Here is a 16,889-nt window from a genome sequence, read left to right as displayed (position 1 = left end):
GGGGACGTGCCCTTGGGCGTGTCCCCAGACAGGGCAGGGCTTCATTGGGGACACGCCTAAGGGCATTTACCCGACCCTACTGCTGCTGATTTTCATCCCTTCCGTCAAAACATAAAACACCGTTTTCAACGGGCTTGCACAAGGCGGCGCTTCGGGGTAAATTCCCAATTGACACCGGTGGCAAAGTGGCCTGTCCACTTCCGCTTCTGGTATCATGACGTTTTGGATTGGTCTGCCCAATTCCAGACGTTCGCGGCTCTTTCTGAGTTCGCTCCTGCGCAAACTCGGGCGTCGAGCTTCGGCCTGACGCCCTTTATTTACGACACGCCCTGCGCCGCGATCCGAGGCAATCGGGGCGGCGGCGGGGCAGGGTGGAAACAAAGGACGATCGACCAGAGCCATGGAATTGACGTTGCGGGAGCCTCCGATGTGGCGTCCGGCCGCGACCCGGTCTAAACGGTCGCCCAGCGCCGAACGCGGCGAAATCTTCCACGCCAAGGCCACACAGCTGGGCCGGACGCAAGATCGATCCTTTTAGGAGCATTACTGATGGTGAAAGACCGCATGGCCGTACTGACGGCGCTGATGGGCCAGGGCGTGATCCCGGTGTTCTATCACCCCGATGTCGAGGTCTGTAAGAAGGTGATCCAGGCCTGCGCCGATGGCGGCGCACCTTGCATCGAGTTCACCAACCGCGGTGACTTCGCCAGCCACGTCTTCTACGAAGTGACCCGTTACTTCGCCTCGGCCGATCCCAGCGTCATCATGGGCGTCGGCTCGATCGTCGATGCGCCGACCGCCGGCATCTACATCGCCAACGGCGCCAAGTTCGTGGTCGGCCCGATCCTCAACGCCGATGTCGCCAAGGTCTGCAACCGCCGCAAGATCCCCTATTCGCCCGGCTGCGGTTCGGCCTCGGAAATCTCCTACGCCGAGGAACTGGGTTGCGAGATCGTCAAGGTGTTCCCCGGCTCGTCGGTCGGCGGCCCGGACTTCATCAAGGCGGTGTTGGGCCCGATGCCCTGGACCCGCATCATGCCGACTGGCGGCGTCGATCCTGACGAGGCCTCGGTGACCAAGTGGTTCGGCGCGGGCATCGTCGCCGCCGGCATGGGCTCCAAGCTGATCACCCAAGAGTTGCTCGATGCGGGCGATTACGCCGGTATCACCAAGAAGGTCCGCGACACGGTGGACCTTATCAAAAAGGTTCGTGGGAAGGCCTAAATGACCGACAATATCCTCGATATCCGCCCCGCCTCTGAAACCAAGTGGGACTGCGCCAGCTTCGGCGAGGTGATGCTGCGCTTCGATCCCGGTTTCGGCCGGGTTCGCAACGCCCGTCAGTTCAACGTCTGGGAAGGCGGCGGCGAATATAACGTCGCCCGTGCTTTCAAGAAGTGCTGGGGCAAGCGCTCGACGGCCGTTACCGCCTTGCCGGTGAACGACCTGGGGTGGCTGGTCGAGGACCTGATGATGCAGGGCGGGGTCGACACCTCCCACATCATCTGGCGCGACTTCGACGGTCTGGGCCGCAACACCCGCGTGGGCCTGAACTTCACCGAAAAGGGCTTCGGCGTTCGGCCGGCCCTGGGCTGCAGCGACCGCGGCCACACCGCCGCCTCGCAGATCCGTCCCGGCGAAGTGAACTGGGAAAAGCTGTTCGGCGAAGAGGGCGTTCGGTGGTTCCACACCGGCGGCATCTTCGCGGCCCTGGCCAGCAACACCGCCGAAGCCGTGATCGAAGCGGTCGAAGTGGCCCGCAAGTATGGCACCGTCATCTCCTATGACCTGAACTACCGCGCCTCGTTGTGGAAGTCGCAGGGCGGCAAGGAGGGGGCCCAGAAGGTCAACCGCCACATCGCCCAATATGTGGACGTGATGATCGGCAACGAAGAAGACTTCACCGCCTGCCTGGGCTTTGAGGTCGAAGGCCTGGACGAGCACATCTCGTCGATCGACCCGGCCAACTTCAAGAAGATGATCGAGACCGCCGTCAAGCAGTTCCCCAACTTCAAGGTCGCCGCCACCACCCTGCGCAACGCCAAGACCGCCTCGGTCAACGACTGGTCGGCGATCCTCTATGCCGGCGGCGAGTTCTATGCGTCGATGATGCGCGAGAACCTCGAGATCTATGACCGCGTTGGCGGCGGCGACGGCTTCGCCTCGGGTCTCGCGTTCGGCTTCATGGAAGGCAAGGGCCCCCAGGCCGCCGTCGAGTACGGTGCGGCTCACGGCGCCCTGGCCATGACCACGCCTGGCGACACCTCGATGGTGCGCCAAGCGGAGGTCGAGGCCGTGATGAAGGGCAAGGGCGCGCGGGTTATCCGCTAGAGCATTTCCCGACCTGACTGCGTCAGACCGTGAGCTCTAATCTTTTGTTTTGACGCATTGTTCTTCACGCGAACCGGAACAACTTCGCTCGAAAAATGCTCTAGTCTTCGTCCACCGCATTTTAGCAGAGCCCCCGGCTGCGAGGCCGGGGGCCTTTTGCTGTGTGTCGCGTCGCGGCGCCAGGGCGCTTATTCTTCGCAACCCCCGCGACCGCAATGGATCAATCAGTCTACGTCGGTTGTCATCCAACGCGTTAGGGTGTGGAGAAACTTGGCCGCACTGTTTGAACCGGATGTCGGAGGTTCAAAGGCTTGGCATTCTCCTCTGTGGTGGTGTTTGCCACGGGCGATTTCGCTAGTGTCAACTTGGGATTCGCGGCGCGGAAACAGTCGAAAAATGACGCAGAACAACAGCCCTAAAGTCGTGATCCTGGCTGGCGGTAAGGGCACGCGGATCGCCGAGGAAACTCAGGTGCGCCCCAAGCCCATGGTCGAAATCGGCGGTCGCCCGATCATCTGGCACATCATGAAATCCTACAGCGCCCATGGCCTGAACAATTTCATCATTTGCTGCGGTTACCTCGGCGACAAGGTCCGAGAGTATTTCCTGAACTACGCCTATCAGAACGCCGACCTGACGATTCTGCCGAGCGGCCAGGTCGAGGTCCACCAGAGTCATTCCGAGCCCTGGACCATCACCCTGGTCGATACAGGCGACGACACCATGACCGGCGGCCGGATCAAGCGGGTGGGGCGCTATATCCAAAATGATCCGTATTTCTGTCTGACCTACGGCGACGGCCTGTCAGACGTTGACATTGGCGCGCTGGTTCGCTTCCACGAAGCCCACGGCGCCCAGGCGACCATCACCGCGGTGACCCCCCTCGCGCGCTTCGGCGCCTTGAAGATCAAGGGCGACACCGTCGAGCGGTTCATCGAGAAACCCTCGTCCGAAAGCGGACGGATCAACGGCGGTTTCTTCGTGTTGTCACCAAAGGTGCTGGACCTGATCGACGGCGACAACACGGTGCTTGAACAAGCGCCGCTGGAGCGTTTGGCCAAGGCCGGCGAGCTGCGGGCATACCGGCACGACGGCTTCTGGCAGCCGATGGATACGCTGCGCGAGAAACTGTATCTCGAAGACCTGTGGGCGAAGGGCGCGCCTTGGAAGAACTGGTAGGCGTACGGCCTAGGTGGCGCCGCCCGGCCAGTAGCGCAGCTTCTCGGCGACCGAAGCCTCGCCGGGTGTGATCCGCTTCTCGCCATCGCCCAGCCATTCGCGCAAATCGCGCAGGCGCGAAACCAGGACCTTCAATTCGCCCGGCTCCAGCGAGGCGGACTGGTCCGAGCCGTACATCGCGCGGTCCAGGGTGATGTGGCGCTCGATGGCCACGGCTCCCAGCATGGCGGCCACCAGGCTGGGCTCCACCAAGCTTTCATGCCCGCTGTAGCCGACTGGTGCGCCGTAGCGGCGACGCAGGGTGTCGATGGTCATTAGGTTGAGGTCCGCCGGCGGAGTCGGATAGGTCGACACCGTGTGCATCAGCACGAACGGACAGGCGGCCGCGCGCAGGATCTCTACCGCCGTGTCGATCTGCTCGAAAGTACACATGCCGGTGGAGGCGAAGACCAGCTTGCCCTCGGCGGCCACGGCCTCGACCAGGGGCCGATGCGTGAGCATCGCCGAGGCGATTTTGTTGTAAGGTAGGTCGTACTTGGCCAGGAAGGTCTGGCTGGGTACGTCCCAGGCCGAGGCGAACCACGCCAAGCCCAACTCGCGGCAGTAGGCGTCAATGGCGTCGTACTCGGCCTCGCCGAACTCGAGGCCTTCCTTCTGGGCGCGCTGGGTCTCGCCCCAGGGGCTCTGCCGCGCCTGAGCCAGCACTTCGGCCGTGTAGACGATGTCAATCGTCCGCTTCTGGAACTTCACCGCGTCGCAGCCGGCCTCGCTGGCGGCGCGGATCAGTTGCCTGGAGATATCGAGGTCGCCATTGTGATTGATGCCGATCTCAGCGATCACGAACGGTCTGTCAGCTAGCGGCCAAGGGATAGCGGCCAGGCGTTCGGTGGCCATGTTTTCCACGGAAAGAGCCTTGGTGGTCAGCGCGTCGAGGGTCTGCATGGTCGGGGTCCTGTTGCGCGGCCGCCGCGCGGGCGCTTGGCTACGGCGCGGGCTAGTATATCTAGGCGCGGTCAATTGAGTTCGCGCCGCGACGTGCGTAGCCCCTGTCTAGAATGGAGTCGGCGGCAATGCCTAGGTGCAAGTTCGCCGCATGGTTAGCGCACTCCAATCGTCGCGTTGCGGTGGTGGGCGCATCCGGATGGGTTGGGATGGCGCTTGTGGACCAAATCCTGGCCACCGACAGCGATATCGCTCCCAACCGCCTGCGACTATTCGGCTCACGCCCCCGCGTCCTGAATCTGCGCGGTCGCGACCTGACGACCGAGTCTCTGGCGGGGGCGCGCCTTGGCGAAGGTGACTGGCTGGTGCTGCATGCGGGCATCGTCGGCGCCGACCGCCTGGCCGGTGACGGTCCGGCGCCCCTGCTGCGCGCCAACGACATCTTGCTGGGCCAAGTGCTGGCCCTGGCGGAGACCGGCGCGACGCGACGGCTGGTCGCCTTCTCGTCCGGTGCGGCGCACCGCCCAGGCGAAGGCTCGCCGGCCCGCGCGGCGTACGCGACAATGAAGCGCGATCAAGAAACGACCGTCGCCGAGTGGGGACAGAAAACCGGCACGGCAGTACTGCTTCCGCGGGTGTTCAACCTCGGTGGCCCCTTCATCAACCACGCCGAAGCCTATGCCTTGGGCGACTTCGTTCTTGGCTTGTCGCGGCGGGGCCGGGTCACGATCGCCGCCGCCGACGCGGTGTTCAGGAGCTTCGTCCACGTCTCGGAAATGGCGCGCGTCGTCCTCGACATGGCAGTGGACGAGACGCAGTCGGCGCAGCCCTTCGATGTCGGCGGCGCGGAGGTCGTCGAACTCGGAGCGCTGGCCCTGGCGGTGGGCGAGGCTCTGGGTCTAACCGATCCGGTGATCGACCGCCCAGAGCCGAGGGGTTTGGTCGGCGATTGGTATATCGGCGACGGACGCCGCTATCAAAGCGCTCTGTTCCAACGCGGTGAGCACCCAATACCGCTGGCCAAGATTGTCGCCGACACCATCGCTTATCTCGATGCGATTGAACCATTGGCCGACGCGCCGGACGACGCATAGCGATCGATCTGTTCTAGGGTTGTGGCGCGCAGATCGCGCCCGGCCAGGGCGTCGCGCCACCAGAGCGTCGTCAGCGAAATGGCCTGTTCCACGTCAAGGCGCGGGCTCCAGCCCAACTCAACTTTCGCCAAGTCCGAGTTCAGGGTGAGCAGGCCCGCCTCGTGCGGCGCGTTCGGATCGACACGTTCAACGATGCACGCGCTGTCGTCCCAGGCTTCCGCCGCTAGCCGGGCGACCGCCCTGACCGACCGCGCGCCGTCGGGGTCGGGGCCGAAGTTCCAGGCGCGCAGATCTCGGCCCGGCGATCTGGCCAGAGCCTCGACCGCCAGCAGGTAACCGTGCAGCGGTTCCAGCACGTGTTGCCAGGGACGTACGGCGCTTGGATTGCGCAGGATCGCGGGTTCGCCGCGTGCGAAGGCCGACAGGATGTCCGGTAGCAGCCGATCGCGCGACCAGTCGCCGCCGCCGATCACGTTGCCGGCCCGGGCAACGCCGACCGCCATGCCAACTGGCCCCATATAGGCGGCGAAATAGGCCCTGACCGCCAACTCGGCGCAGGCCTTGCTGGCGCTATAGGGGTCGCGCCCGCCCAGACGGTCGCCTTCGCGGCAGGGTTGGCCGTCTTCGAGGTTCTCGTAGACCTTGTCGGTCGTCACGATCAGCGTCGTCACCGGCCGGGGGAGGCGGCGGACGACGTCGAGCAGGTTGACCGTGCCCATCAGATTGGTGGCGAAGGTCTCGCGTGGCTCGGCGTAGGCGCGGCGAACCAGAGGTTGGGCGGCCATGTGGATCACCACCGATGGTGTGAAGTCGAGCACGGCCGCGTCGAGGCCGTCCGGGTCGCGCACGTCCGTGATCACGCTGTCCAGGCCTTCGCCGACCCGCGCCGCGTCAAACAGATTCGGCTCGGTGTCGGGCGGTAACGCCACGCCGCGCACGGTCGCGCCCAGCCGCTCCAGCCACAGGGCCATCCAGCCTCCCTTGAAGCCCGTATGGCCGGTCAGCAGCACTCGCCGACCCCGCCAGAAATTCTCGTCGATGCCGATTGTCATGGCGCGCCCAATACTGACCGAAATGCTTGGCCACTCTAGCGCGGCAGTTTGGCGCGCCGACGACACGCCGAATCGGAGATAATCATGGTCTCCGCCTAGGCGGAGCAACAAGGTTGTCTATGGCCGCACCGGGAGCGCGTCATCTCGTTTCAAGAACCCTCGCAGGAGACCGCGGCGCTCCGTGGCAAGATTCTCGCCTTGGTCGAGGAATACCACGCGCTGGCTCACGCGCCGAAAGCCTTCGAGCCGGGCGCGTCGCCCGTGCCCGTTTCGGGCCGCGTCTACGCCGCCGCCGACATGCGAAGCCTGGTGGACTCGGCGCTTGATTTCTGGCTGACCACCGGCCGGTTCAACGACGCCTTCGAGGTCCGCCTGGCGCAGCGGCTCGGCGTAGAGTTCGCCATGACCGTCAATTCCGGTTCGTCGGCCAACCTCGTGGCGCTGTCGGCTCTGACGTCTCCCAAGCTGAAAGCTCGCCAGCTCAAGCCGGGCGACGAAGTGATCACCGCCGCGACGGGTTTTCCGACCACGGTCAATCCGCTGCTGGGCGCGGGCCTGGTCCCGGTGTTCGTCGATATGTTGCCAACCACCTATAACTTCGATCCGGACAAGGTGGCCGCCGCCATCGGGCGAAAGACCAAGGCCATCATGGCCGCGCACACCTTGGGTAACCCCTTCGATCTGGCGGCGATCCGGAAGCTCTGTGACGACCACGGCCTGTGGCTGATCGAGGACTGCTGCGACGCTCTGGGCTCGACATATGACGGCCGGCAGGTGGGCACGTTCGGGGACATCGCCACCCTCAGCTTCTATCCCGCCCATCACATCACGACAGGCGAGGGCGGCGCGGTGTTCACCAATGACGCCTTCCTGCGGCGGCTGGCCGAGTCGTTCCGTGACTGGGGGCGTGACTGCTTCTGCGCCCCTGGCATGGACAACACCTGCGGCAAGCGGTTCGGCTGGAAGATGGGCGACCTGCCGCGCGGCTACGATCACAAATACATCTACGGTCACCTGGGATATAATCTCAAGATGACCGACATGCAGGCCTCGGTGGGCCTGGCGCAGATGGATCACCTGGATGGCTTCATCGCGGCACGCAAACGCAACTTCGCGGCTCTGAAGGCTGGCCTGACCGACCTGCAGACCTATTTGGTTCTGCCCGAGGCGACCCCAGGAAGCGACCCCGCCTGGTTCGGCTTCCCGATCACCGTCAAGCCGGACGCCCCCTTCACACGCAACGAACTGACCCGACATCTGGAAGACGCCCGGATCGGCACCCGCCTGCTGTTCGGGGGCAATCTGGTGCGCCAGCCCTACATGGCCGGCCGAGACTTCCGGGTTATTGGCGAACTGATCCACGCCGATGCGATCATGGAGCGCACCTTCTGGATCGGAGTCTATCCCGGCCTTGGAGCCGACCACATCGACTACATGCTGGACAATATCCACAGCTTCTGCCGTGAGCGCGCCGCCGCTCGCTCTCCAACCACGCGAGCCTAAGCGGGACAGCCCATGTCAAAACTCGAATGCGCCCTCGCCGACAGCGTTATCAGACCGTTTGCGCAGGAGCCGGTGCTCAGCATCGTTATTCCGACCTATGAGCGCCCGGCTGAGCTGCAGCTTACGGTGCAGAGCATCGCTGACCAACTGAAGGAGGGACTTGAGGAAAAGGTCGAAATCCTGATCAGCGACAACGCTTCGGGTCCCGACACCAACGGCATGATCCAGGCTCTGGCCGACCGCTATCCGCGCCTGAGCTACATGGTCAACGCCCGTGACGAAGGCGGCTTCTTCAACCTGTTCGCTGCCCCCTGGCGGGCGCGCGGGCGCTACACCTGGACCTTCGGCTCGGACGACGTCCTGTTGGAGGGCGGCGTGGCCAGCGTGGTCTCGATCCTCGAACGCGAGGCGCCCAGCTTCCTGACGCTAAACAAACGCGCGGCCAACGCCGACCTGACCGAGGTGCTTTATCCGTTGTTGAACACCGTGCCGGACAAGCGCTTCGATAGCTTCATCGACCTGTTCTGCGCTTTCGGGCTAAACCAGTTGGCCTTCATCAGCGCCCAGATCGAGAGCACGCAGGCCGCTCGGGCGCTGGATCCCGAGCCCTATCTGCGCTCGGACACCCGCCACCCGCACGTGGCCGCCTTCTTGGAAAAGCACGCCCACGCCCCGGCTTATTACAGCAGGGCCAACCACTTGGTGCACCGGGTCGGCAACTCCCAGACCATCGACTACAACGGCGGAAACTTCTTCGACTACGCTGGCGATCTGCCGCGCCTGCTGGCGGACGTCGCCGCCAAGGTCGGCGCTCCGTTCGACCTGTTCGAGCGGTCGAATGGTCACCGGCAGGTGCAGTCCTACGGCCCGCCGGAAGTCACCCTAGTCGACACGATCTTCGAGAATCTGCTGCGGGCTCTCTATTCGGGCTACCACCTGACAATGGGCCACCGTCGCAGCCTGGAAGCCACCTTGGCTCATTGCCGTCCGGACCGCCTTCAACAGTTCGCCGAGCTTTGCACCTACAGCAACACGCTCGCGCAACTGGCCAATCGCAAGACCGAGGCGACCCAAGCCCTGGCTGAGGCCCGTCAAAAGGCCCTGAGCGCCTCGGAAATGTTCTCGCGCTCGACAAAGCCCTGAACCGATGGTCCTGACCCCGACCTGTCCGATCTGCGGTCTCAAGGCCAGTGCGCCCATCGCCCAGATGCGCTTTGGCGAGAAGCCGCACTTGCCCAGCGAGGTCGCTTTGCACGGCTGCGCCGACTGCGATTTCGCCTTTACCTGGCCACGGGATCCGCCCGGCTACCGCGACTACTACGCGGCGGTCGCCAACGACGCTGCCCAGAGGCATGGCCAGTACCGCAATCTTCCCCAGGCCGAGATCCTCGCGGATCTGATCGGCTCGCGGCAGGTTCAATCTGTACTGGACTTCGGCTGCGGCGGCGGCGGCCTGCTCCACGTCCTGGCCGGGCGCTTCCCGCAGGTCGATTTCCTGGGCTTCGACGTCAACGCCAACTTCCCCTCGGATCTGCCAAACCTGCGGTTCAGCGACCAATTTCCGCCAGGTGACCACGACTTGCTGATCCTGAGCCACGTCGTCGAGCACATGGCCGATATCGGCCAGATCCAGGGACTGTTCGGCCTCGTGGGTGAAGGGGGCCTCGTGCACATCGAGACGCCCGATCCGAAGCTTTATGCGACCTTCCCGCAACCGCATTTCGGCTATTACGTCGATCGGCTGCACATCAATCACTTCTCGCAGCGCGCAATCCTGAGGATCGCGCCGCAAGGCTTTGACGTCGTGGCCGGCGGGACCTACGCCATGCCCTACGCGCTGGGAGCGTTCTATCCGGCGCAATATGTCGTCCTGCGAAACCGCCAGGGCGAGCGGGCTGTGCCTGCCGCGATCGAGGGCTACCTACGGGACGAAGCGCCGCGTTGGACGGCGGTTCAGGCCGAGTTGCGCGATCGGAAATTCTTCGTCTACGGCTTTGGCGACAACTTCCATCGCAGCCTGACGCCGGGCGGTCCGCTACACTGCCTGAAAGACAATATCATCGCGGTCATCGACCGTAACGCCGCCGTTTTGGCGACCGACGGTCTGGCCCGCTTCGCCTTCGTGGAACCCACCGAGGTCATGCGGATCGACGGCGCGTTAATCGTCTGCACGGTGTCGCAGTTCTCGAAGCTGGACACCTTTTTCCGCGAGGCCTATCCGCGCAGTGAGATTCGTTACATTTAGGCTTTTCGGCAAATTACGCAGAATAGCTGCCCGGTTCGACCGTATATTTCGGTCTCAAGAATCTCGAAATGAACGATCACAAGTCCTTGGCGGTTGGTCAGGATCCGTATCGACATCTCGGTGAAGAAGTTGATATGCTCGTGCCAATACTTCTTGCCAACAGCCAGGTTCTCGACGCCGTCGTTCTGGATCATGTAGGATTCGCGCGGTACTTCCAGGTAGAGCAGCGTTTCGGACGACATCACCGCGACAATGTCGTCCAGCAAAATGGCCGGCGCCGGGACGTGCTCCAACACGTTGCTGCAAACCACCAAGTCGTAACGCGCCTCGGCCATGCCCTTGCGGTCGACCGCGGCGACCCCGTCGGCGAGGGTCAGGCCAGAGATGTCGTGCACGGATAGGCTGGCGGCGTTGTCGCGGAAGGGAGTGTTGAGGCCTTTGTCGCCGCCCCAGTCCAGCACATGCGGCGGCCCCCCCAGATGAAGGCCAATCATCGCCTCGATCTGGGGCAAGTAAGTCGCGCGCTCGGCAAGAGCGTCATTGAAGGTCGTATAGCCCGGCTCGAAGCGTTCGCGCAGGGCCGTGTAGTCAGCGTCGCGATAACCGCTGTAGAGCCGCGCCATCTCTGCGTCGCTGAATCGGATGTCCAGGAACAGCGCCCCGCACGCGCGGCACTGCAGCGAGTTGCATAGCGAATAGGCCATCCCCAGGCGCAGGGTCTTCATGCCCCAGGCCTCGGTGATCTCCACCGGTTCCCAATCGAACACTCGCTTGGCGACGAAGGGCATCAGGATCGCGGGTGACTTGCGAAGCTGGTCGCCGTTACAGCAGATGCAGCGGCTGGCGATGCGCTCGCTTAAAGGGAGCGCGCCTACCACTGGATCTCCGACAGCGGGGTAGACGACAGCTTGCCATCCGGCGTGATCATCGTCTTGACCGCCGGACCGCGCGACTCCGTGGCGTCGATCATCAGATCGACGAACACCGGCGGGGCGTTCGCGTCCAGGGTCGGCAGCAAGGCGTCCAGGTCGGCCAGGCTGTCGATGCGCAGATAACGCAGGCCGAAGGCGGGCGCGACCTGGCCGTAGTCCGGAATGAATACGCCGGAGGCCTTGCTCGCCCCGCCCTCGGCGCCAAAATGGCGCACCTGAGAAGCTTGGATCGAGCCGTAGCCGTCGTTGTTGAGCACCAGCAACACGAAGCCCTTGGGGGCATAGTGGGCCAGGGTCGCAAGCTCTTGTAGGTTCAGCATCAAGCCGCCGTCGGCCTCGACGCAGATCACCTGCTTGTCAGAGCCGAAGCTGGCCCCAATGGCCTGGGGCAGGCCCAGACCCATGGCGCCCAGCGAGGCTCCGAAGAAGATGCGGCTCCCCTGGCGCGGCGCGAAAAAGCGGAAGAAGGCCTCGATCGCCCAGCCTGAACTGGTAGGGGCGAACACCTTGCCCGATGACCAAGCCGACAAACGTTGGGCGATACCGTAGATGTTCAGGCTGTCGACCGTCAGGCGGCGGCGCTCGTCGGCCTGATATTCCGTCCGGCGCGTTTGGCACCAGGTCAGCCAGCCCGCCGCCATGGCCTTGGGCTGATCCCGCGTCGCCGCGACGGCGGCGGGCAGGGCGGTCAGGTCGGCGCGCACGGCGCGCGTATTGGGCATGCCATCGAACTTGGCCAGTTCGCTGGGGTCGATGTCGATCATGATTCGCTCGGCCTGGGCCCCGAAGTCATGCCGTTGAAAGGCCGTGGTGCCCAGGTCCAGCCTCGCGCCCAGGAATAGCACTCGGTCAGCTTGGTAGAGGATTTGGTTGGCCGACAGCGGCGCCAGCCCCCCTGGCGCGCCGAAGTTCAGCGGATGCTCAGCCGGCAGTTGGTCGATCGACACCCAGGACAGCACCGCCGGCAGACCGTGCGTCTCGATGAAACCGCGCGCCGCGGCCTCCACCTGGGCCAGCCGGCAGCCATTACCGATATAGACAAGCGGACGCTCGCCACCGAGCAACCAGCCCAGGGCCTGCGTCAGGGATGAGACGTCCGCGGGCCCGACCCCCGACGCTGATCGGGCCCGGATTGCGTGCGTAGCCGCCTCGATGTCCTCCGGTGCGTAGTCGACCGCCACGTTCTGGACGTCCAGCGGGATTTCCACAAACACGGGCCCCGGGCGGCCGGCGAAGGCCTCGGAGAAGGTCTCGCTCAGTTCCTCGCGAAAACCCGCCGCTGTGAGCCGGGTGAAGCGTTTGACGCAGGGGGTAATCAACGCGCGCGACCGCACCTCCTGGTTGCCGTGGGTGCGTGTGCCGAAGGCGTCGATGTCGGCGGTCTTGACCTGTCCCGCCAGAACGATGACCGGCGCGCTGTCGCCATAGGCCGAGCACAGGCTCGTGATCGTGTTGGTGACCCCTGGCCCGGCCGTGACCACCGCCAGACCCGCACTGCGGTAATTCGTGGCCTTGGCGTAGCCTTCAGCGGCGGCGACACAGGCCTGTTCGTGCTGATTGTAGACCGCCGTCACGCCTGGATGGGTCGAGACGGCCCGGTTGAGGTACATCGCCATGCCGCCCGTCAGGGTGAACGCCGCGCGCCCGCCGAGCGCAGCAGCCAGGTCCACCGCATAGGAGGCTATATTGCGCTCTGCCTCTGGGCGGATCGGGGGACGAGAAGGACTCATGATGAACCAAGCCGAAAACGCATGCATAGGCGGTGGACCTTGGCGCGATCAAGGTCGATCATTCAACCCTTCGTCCGGCAAACTATCGCGTGTGCGGAGTTCCAAAGACCTCGAGAGCGGCGGCTGGCTCGAGGGCCACGCCGGAGCGACTGAACTCCCTTAGGAAAATATTTTCAGCCAACCCGCCGCGCCCATTGACGAGCCACGGCGCAGGTCCACTCTGCGGAGAAATCAACTCCAACACGCGGCCCTCCTCACACCATGATTTCCCTGGCCGCCGCGCGGATCGCGCGCTGTCGAGCGACGCCGCTTGAACCCTCCCGGACGCCTCGGCCCGAGGCGCTTTCGTGAGCGAACCGACGATCTTCTTCTCCGAGGTCAACGAACGGCAGGGCGTGTTTCATCGGCGCGCCTTCCTGATGGCCGGCCTGGCCGGCGGCGGGTTGCTGGCCCTGGGCGGACGTCTGGCCCAGCTGCAGCTGGTGGAGGCCCGGCGCTACCAGAAGCTGTCGGCCGGCAACCAGTTCAACTACCGACTGGTGTCGCCGCCGCGCGGCACGATCCACGACCGCAACGGCATTTCGCTGGCCTCCAACCGGCCCAATTTCCGACTGCTGGTCACCAAGGACACCGGCTTCGACGCCGAAACCGCCCTGGACGAGCTGGCCCTGCTGGTCCCCATCGACGCGGACCGCCGGGCTCGCATCCTCAAGGACCTTGAGCGATCGCCCAAGAAGACGCCGGTGGCGGTGATGGAAGACATGACCTGGGAGGAGTTCTCCCGGGTCAACATCCGCGCGCCCGAGCTGCCCGGCGTGACCGCCGACATGGGGGAGGTGCGAGTCTATCCGTTCGGCGGCGCCTTCGCCCATGTGATCGGCTATGTGGCCAAGGTCTCGGACCGAGACCTCGACAAGGCCAAGACCGATACGAGCCAGGACCAGGAGCTGCTGCACCATCCCGGCTTCCGGATCGGCAAGCTGGGGGTGGAGAAGGCTTTTGACACCGCTCTGCGCGGCCATGCCGGGGCCACCAAGGCCGAGGTCGACGCCCAAGGCCGCACCGTGCGCCTCGATCCCGAGGGCGACATCGCACCGGGGGCCGGCGCCGATATCCGCCTGACCCTGGACGCCGACATCCAGAACCGGGCGCTTGAGGTGATGGGCGAGGAGAGCGGCGCCATCGTGCTGATGGACTGCCAGAGCGGCGACCTGCTGGCCATGGTCTCGACCCCCAGCTTCGACGCCAACCGCTTCGTGAAGGGGCTGTCGGGGCCGGAGTACCGGGCGCTGGCCGAGTATGAGCGCAAACCCCTGCTCGACAAGGTGATGACCGGCACCTATCCGCCTGGCTCGACGTTCAAGCCCACTGTGGCCATGGCGGCCCTGACGGCGGGTGTGGATCCGTCCGAGCGGGTGACTTGCACCGGCGGTTGGTCGTTCGGCGGCCGGGTCTGGCACTGCCACAAGAAGGGCGGTCACGGCTCGCAGAACATGCACGACGCCATCAAGAACAGCTGCGACGTTTATTTCTACCAGATGGCCCTGCGCATTGGGCCGGAACCGATCAGCGCGACGGCCAAGGCCTTCGGCTACGGCAGTACCTTCGACATCGGCATCCCCGGCCAGCGCAAGGGACTGGTGGGGACGCGCGAGTGGAAGAGGAAGACCTTCAAGCTCGACCCGACCTGGCATCCCGGCGACAGCGTGCCTTACGGGATTGGCCAAGGCTATATCAACGTCAACGCCCTGCAGTTGGCGGTGATGACGGCGCGGCTGGCCAACGGGAAAAAGGCGTTGAACCCGCGCCTGGTGAAGTCGGTGGGCGGGGTTGAGCAGCCGCACGGCGACGCGGTGGCCGACCTGCCGTTCAGCCAGGAACACCTCGACATCGTGCGCGCGGGCATGGCTGCGGTGGCCAATGACCCAACCGGCGGGGCCTTCAAGCAGAGTCAGCTCGGTTTGGGTGACGTCAAGATGGCCGGCAAGACCGGCACCGCCCAGGTGCGCCAATATGCGGCGGGGGCCTCGCGCAGCAACCAAGGCGTCGCCTGGAAGCTCAAGGACCACAATCTATTCATCGCCTTCGCGCCGTATGACAATCCCCGCTACGCCATGTCGGTGATCATCGAGCACGGCGGTCAGTTCGGATCGAGCGCCGCCGCGCCGCGGGCTCGGGAGGTAATGCGCGTGGCGCTGCTGAAGGACCCGGAGATCCGAGCGCGGATCGAACGCCCGATGCCGCTGCCCGACGCGCCGACGACCGACGAGGGGGAAGGGGACGCGGGGCCGGCGGTGGTGGTGACGGAGGAGGGCTAAATCCAACCTTTCAACCGCTCATCCCGGCATTTGCCGGGATGAGCGGTATTTTTATAGACCTAGATGTCTTTCCAGCCCCTCGACCACCAGCCCGTGATCCTCGACCTGCGGCAGACCCGAGATGGTGATCGCGCCGATGCAGCCCAGGCCCGCCAGGAGCAGCGGAAACCCGCCGCCGTGGGCGGCGTGGTCTCGGAGCGGCAAGCCGTATCGGCTCTCCAGCGTCTCGCCGGAGGCCTTCAGCTTCAGGCCGACGGCCAGGGTGCTGGTCCCCAGGGTCAGGACGGTATTGCGTTTGCGGCGGATCCAGTCGGCGTTGTCGGGACCCGCGCTCAGCAGGGCGGCGTGGAACAGCGGGCGGTCGCGCAGACTGATGTCGATGGCCACCGGGGCGGACCGGGCCAGGGCGAGGTCGCGCAGGGCGGTTCCCAGCGTCCAGGCGGTCTCAAGGGTGAAGCGCTCGAACACCAGAGTCTTTTCCTGGGCGGCGACGGCGGCCAGCAGATCGGTGTCGGTCACAGCGACAGTTCCCGGCCCTCGGCCGCGCTGCGCTGGGCCAGGTCGATCAGTTCCATGACCGCTAAACCCTCCTCAGGCGGCGCGGGGTTGGGTCCCACGCCTAGCAGGGCGTCGCGGATCGCGGTGTAATACGCCGGATAGTTCCCCGGTTCGCCCGAAACGGAGCGGCTGACCGTCCTCTCGCCATCGGGAACAACCAGGGTCCCGGGACGCGGATCGGCGCCCCAGCCTGCGGAGCCCGGGGCGACCCCAGCCTTCAAGGCGTCTTCCTGCGCGTCCAGGCCCTGCTTGATGAAGCTGCCTTTCGTGCCATGCACGGCCATTCGCAGGTCCGAGGCGATGGTCATCTGGCTGGCGTGCAGCAGAACCCGCAGGCGCGGGTAGCGTAGTAGCAGGTGGAAATAATCGCCGGCTTGGCCGCCGTCCTTCTGCGCGGCGATGTCGGCGAACACCGCCCGGGGCGAGCCGAACAGCTGCAGGGCCTGGTCAATCAGATGCGGGCCGAGGTCGAGCAGCACGCCAGCGCCGGGCGCCTCGCGCCAGCGGTCACGGACGATCGGACGGAAACGGTCGAAATGGCTCTCGTATTGGACGACTTCGCCGAGTGACCCGTCGGCGATCAGGGCCTTCAACGTGAGGAAGTCGCTGTCCCAGCGGCGGTTGTGGAAGATGCTCAACAGCTTGCCGGCGCGACGGGCGTGGTCGGCGACGGCGCGGGCGTCCTCAAGCGTCACGGCGAACGGCTTGTCGATGATCACGGCCTTGCCGGCGTCCAGCGCCGCATGGGCCTGCCGGGCGTGCAGCGGGTCGGGGGTGGCGATCACCACCAGGTCGATGGTGGGGTCGCGCAAGGCGGCGTCCAGGTCGGGCGCGACCTTCACGGCCGGATGGTCGGCCAAGACCTTGACCGGGTCGCTGGAAACCACGGTGTGCAGGGCAAGGCCCGGCGTGACGGTGATCAGTGGCGCGTGGAAGGTCTTGCCGACGAAGCCGTAGCCGACCAGGGCGACCTTGAAGGGGAGGCGTGAGGACATGGCGTCTTAT

At 65.1% G+C, this 16,889-nt stretch carries 14 protein-coding genes; 8 read left to right on the top strand and 6 right to left on the bottom strand.

Annotated features, from left to right (window positions below; translation table 11 throughout):
• Positions 1-549 precede the first annotated feature (549 nt).
• The 3 genes from ACP696_RS05745 (at position 550) to rfbF (ending at position 3,510) form a co-directional block, all read left to right on the top strand.
• Positions 550-1,224 carry a bifunctional 4-hydroxy-2-oxoglutarate aldolase/2-dehydro-3-deoxy-phosphogluconate aldolase gene (locus tag ACP696_RS05745; protein ID WP_426012026.1) on the top strand — a complete coding sequence of 225 codons (675 nt, stop codon included), beginning with the start codon at positions 550-552 and terminating at the stop codon, positions 1,222-1,224.
• Complete coding sequence (locus ACP696_RS05740; RefSeq protein WP_426012024.1) at positions 1,225-2,331, top strand: PfkB family carbohydrate kinase; 1,107 nt, start codon at positions 1,225-1,227, stop codon at positions 2,329-2,331. It begins immediately after the preceding gene.
• 270 nt (positions 2,332-2,601) lie between these two features.
• Positions 2,602-3,510: a glucose-1-phosphate cytidylyltransferase gene (rfbF, locus tag ACP696_RS05735; RefSeq protein ID WP_426012022.1), complete on the top strand. Its 909-nt coding sequence runs from the start codon at positions 2,602-2,604 to the stop codon at positions 3,508-3,510.
• Between the two features lie 9 nt (positions 3,511-3,519).
• On the opposite strand, the gene ACP696_RS05730 is transcribed toward rfbF, so the two are convergent.
• Positions 3,520-4,452 carry an N-acetylneuraminate synthase family protein gene (locus ACP696_RS05730; protein ID WP_426012020.1) on the bottom strand — a complete coding sequence of 311 codons (933 nt, stop codon included), beginning with the start codon at positions 4,450-4,452 and terminating at the stop codon, positions 3,520-3,522.
• Between the two features lie 113 nt (positions 4,453-4,565).
• Between ACP696_RS05730 and ACP696_RS05725 the strand changes: the two genes are divergently transcribed.
• The gene (locus tag ACP696_RS05725; RefSeq protein WP_426012018.1) at positions 4,566-5,546 is read left to right on the top strand and encodes an NAD-dependent epimerase/dehydratase family protein; all 981 of its coding nucleotides are present in this window, start codon (positions 4,566-4,568) and stop codon (positions 5,544-5,546) included.
• Here ACP696_RS05725 and rfbG read toward each other — a convergent pair.
• On the bottom strand, positions 5,498-6,598 hold the full coding sequence (gene rfbG / locus ACP696_RS05720) for a CDP-glucose 4,6-dehydratase (protein ID WP_426012016.1): 1,101 nt from the start codon (positions 6,596-6,598) through the stop codon (positions 5,498-5,500). The genes ACP696_RS05725 and rfbG overlap by 49 nt on opposite strands.
• Before the next feature lie 141 nt (positions 6,599-6,739).
• Between rfbG and rfbH the strand changes: the two genes are divergently transcribed.
• Genes rfbH through ACP696_RS05705 form a run of 3 tightly spaced genes read left to right on the top strand, consistent with a single transcriptional unit; the run spans position 6,740 to position 10,346 of the window.
• Positions 6,740-8,101, top strand: coding sequence for a lipopolysaccharide biosynthesis protein RfbH (rfbH, locus tag ACP696_RS05715; protein WP_426012560.1), 1,362 nt, complete (start codon positions 6,740-6,742; stop codon positions 8,099-8,101).
• Positions 8,102-8,113: 12 nt separating this feature from the next.
• Positions 8,114-9,244, top strand: a complete 1,131-nt coding sequence (locus ACP696_RS05710; RefSeq protein ID WP_426012014.1) for a glycosyltransferase family 2 protein — start codon at positions 8,114-8,116, stop codon at positions 9,242-9,244.
• A 4-nt stretch (positions 9,245-9,248) separates the two neighbouring features.
• Positions 9,249-10,346, top strand: a complete 1,098-nt coding sequence (locus ACP696_RS05705) for a class I SAM-dependent methyltransferase (RefSeq protein ID WP_426012012.1) — start codon at positions 9,249-9,251, stop codon at positions 10,344-10,346.
• Here the strand turns inward: ACP696_RS05705 and ACP696_RS05700 are convergent.
• The gene (locus tag ACP696_RS05700) at positions 10,343-11,134 is read right to left on the bottom strand and encodes a class I SAM-dependent methyltransferase (RefSeq protein ID WP_426043530.1); all 792 of its coding nucleotides are present in this window, start codon (positions 11,132-11,134) and stop codon (positions 10,343-10,345) included. The genes ACP696_RS05705 and ACP696_RS05700 overlap by 4 nt on opposite strands.
• Before the next feature lie 83 nt (positions 11,135-11,217).
• Complete coding sequence (locus tag ACP696_RS05695) at positions 11,218-13,008, bottom strand: thiamine pyrophosphate-binding protein (protein WP_426012008.1); 1,791 nt, start codon at positions 13,006-13,008, stop codon at positions 11,218-11,220.
• 347 nt (positions 13,009-13,355) lie between these two features.
• Here ACP696_RS05695 and mrdA point away from each other — a divergent pair, with 347 nt between their 5' ends.
• A complete protein-coding gene (gene mrdA, locus ACP696_RS05690; protein ID WP_426012006.1) occupies positions 13,356-15,326 on the top strand; it encodes a penicillin-binding protein 2 in 1,971 nt (656 codons plus the stop codon).
• Between the two features lie 51 nt (positions 15,327-15,377).
• Here the strand turns inward: mrdA and ACP696_RS05685 are convergent, their stop codons facing one another.
• Together ACP696_RS05685 and ACP696_RS05680 are read right to left on the bottom strand one after the other, a co-directional pair.
• The gene (locus ACP696_RS05685) at positions 15,378-15,845 is read right to left on the bottom strand and encodes a heme-degrading domain-containing protein (protein WP_426012004.1); all 468 of its coding nucleotides are present in this window, start codon (positions 15,843-15,845) and stop codon (positions 15,378-15,380) included.
• Positions 15,842-16,879 (bottom strand): oxidoreductase, encoded by a 1,038-nt coding sequence (locus ACP696_RS05680; RefSeq protein WP_426012003.1) that lies wholly within the window; start codon positions 16,877-16,879, stop codon positions 15,842-15,844. Before ACP696_RS05680 ends, ACP696_RS05685 begins: the two co-directional genes overlap by 4 nt.
• Positions 16,880-16,889 lie beyond the last annotated feature (10 nt).

It is taken from the genome of Caulobacter sp. DWR3-1-2, assembly GCF_049896225.1.
Lineage (GTDB): Bacteria > Pseudomonadota > Alphaproteobacteria > Caulobacterales > Caulobacteraceae > Caulobacter.
This window is presented reverse-complemented; position numbering and strand designations above follow the sequence as displayed.

Bases quoted from the DNA above. Each gene is read 5' to 3' on its own strand.
- ACP696_RS05745 (WP_426012026.1), top strand. From the start codon at position 550: ATGGTGAAAGACCGCATGGCCGTACTGACGGCGCTGATGGGCCAGGGC.
- ACP696_RS05680 (WP_426012003.1), bottom strand. From the start codon at position 16,879: ATGTCCTCACGCCTCCCCTTCAAGGTCGCCCTGGTCGGCTACGGCTTC.
- ACP696_RS05740 (WP_426012024.1), top strand. From the start codon at position 1,225: ATGACCGACAATATCCTCGATATCCGCCCCGCCTCTGAAACCAAGTGG.
- ACP696_RS05710 (WP_426012014.1), top strand. From the start codon at position 8,114: ATGTCAAAACTCGAATGCGCCCTCGCCGACAGCGTTATCAGACCGTTT.
- ACP696_RS05725 (WP_426012018.1), top strand. From the start codon at position 4,566: ATGGAGTCGGCGGCAATGCCTAGGTGCAAGTTCGCCGCATGGTTAGCG.
- ACP696_RS05695 (WP_426012008.1), bottom strand. From the start codon at position 13,008: ATGAGTCCTTCTCGTCCCCCGATCCGCCCAGAGGCAGAGCGCAATATA.
- ACP696_RS05705 (WP_426012012.1), top strand. From the start codon at position 9,249: ATGGTCCTGACCCCGACCTGTCCGATCTGCGGTCTCAAGGCCAGTGCG.
- rfbG (WP_426012016.1), bottom strand. From the start codon at position 6,598: ATGACAATCGGCATCGACGAGAATTTCTGGCGGGGTCGGCGAGTGCTG.
- ACP696_RS05700 (WP_426043530.1), bottom strand. From the start codon at position 11,134: ATGCCCTTCGTCGCCAAGCGAGTGTTCGATTGGGAACCGGTGGAGATC.
- ACP696_RS05730 (WP_426012020.1), bottom strand. From the start codon at position 4,452: ATGCAGACCCTCGACGCGCTGACCACCAAGGCTCTTTCCGTGGAAAAC.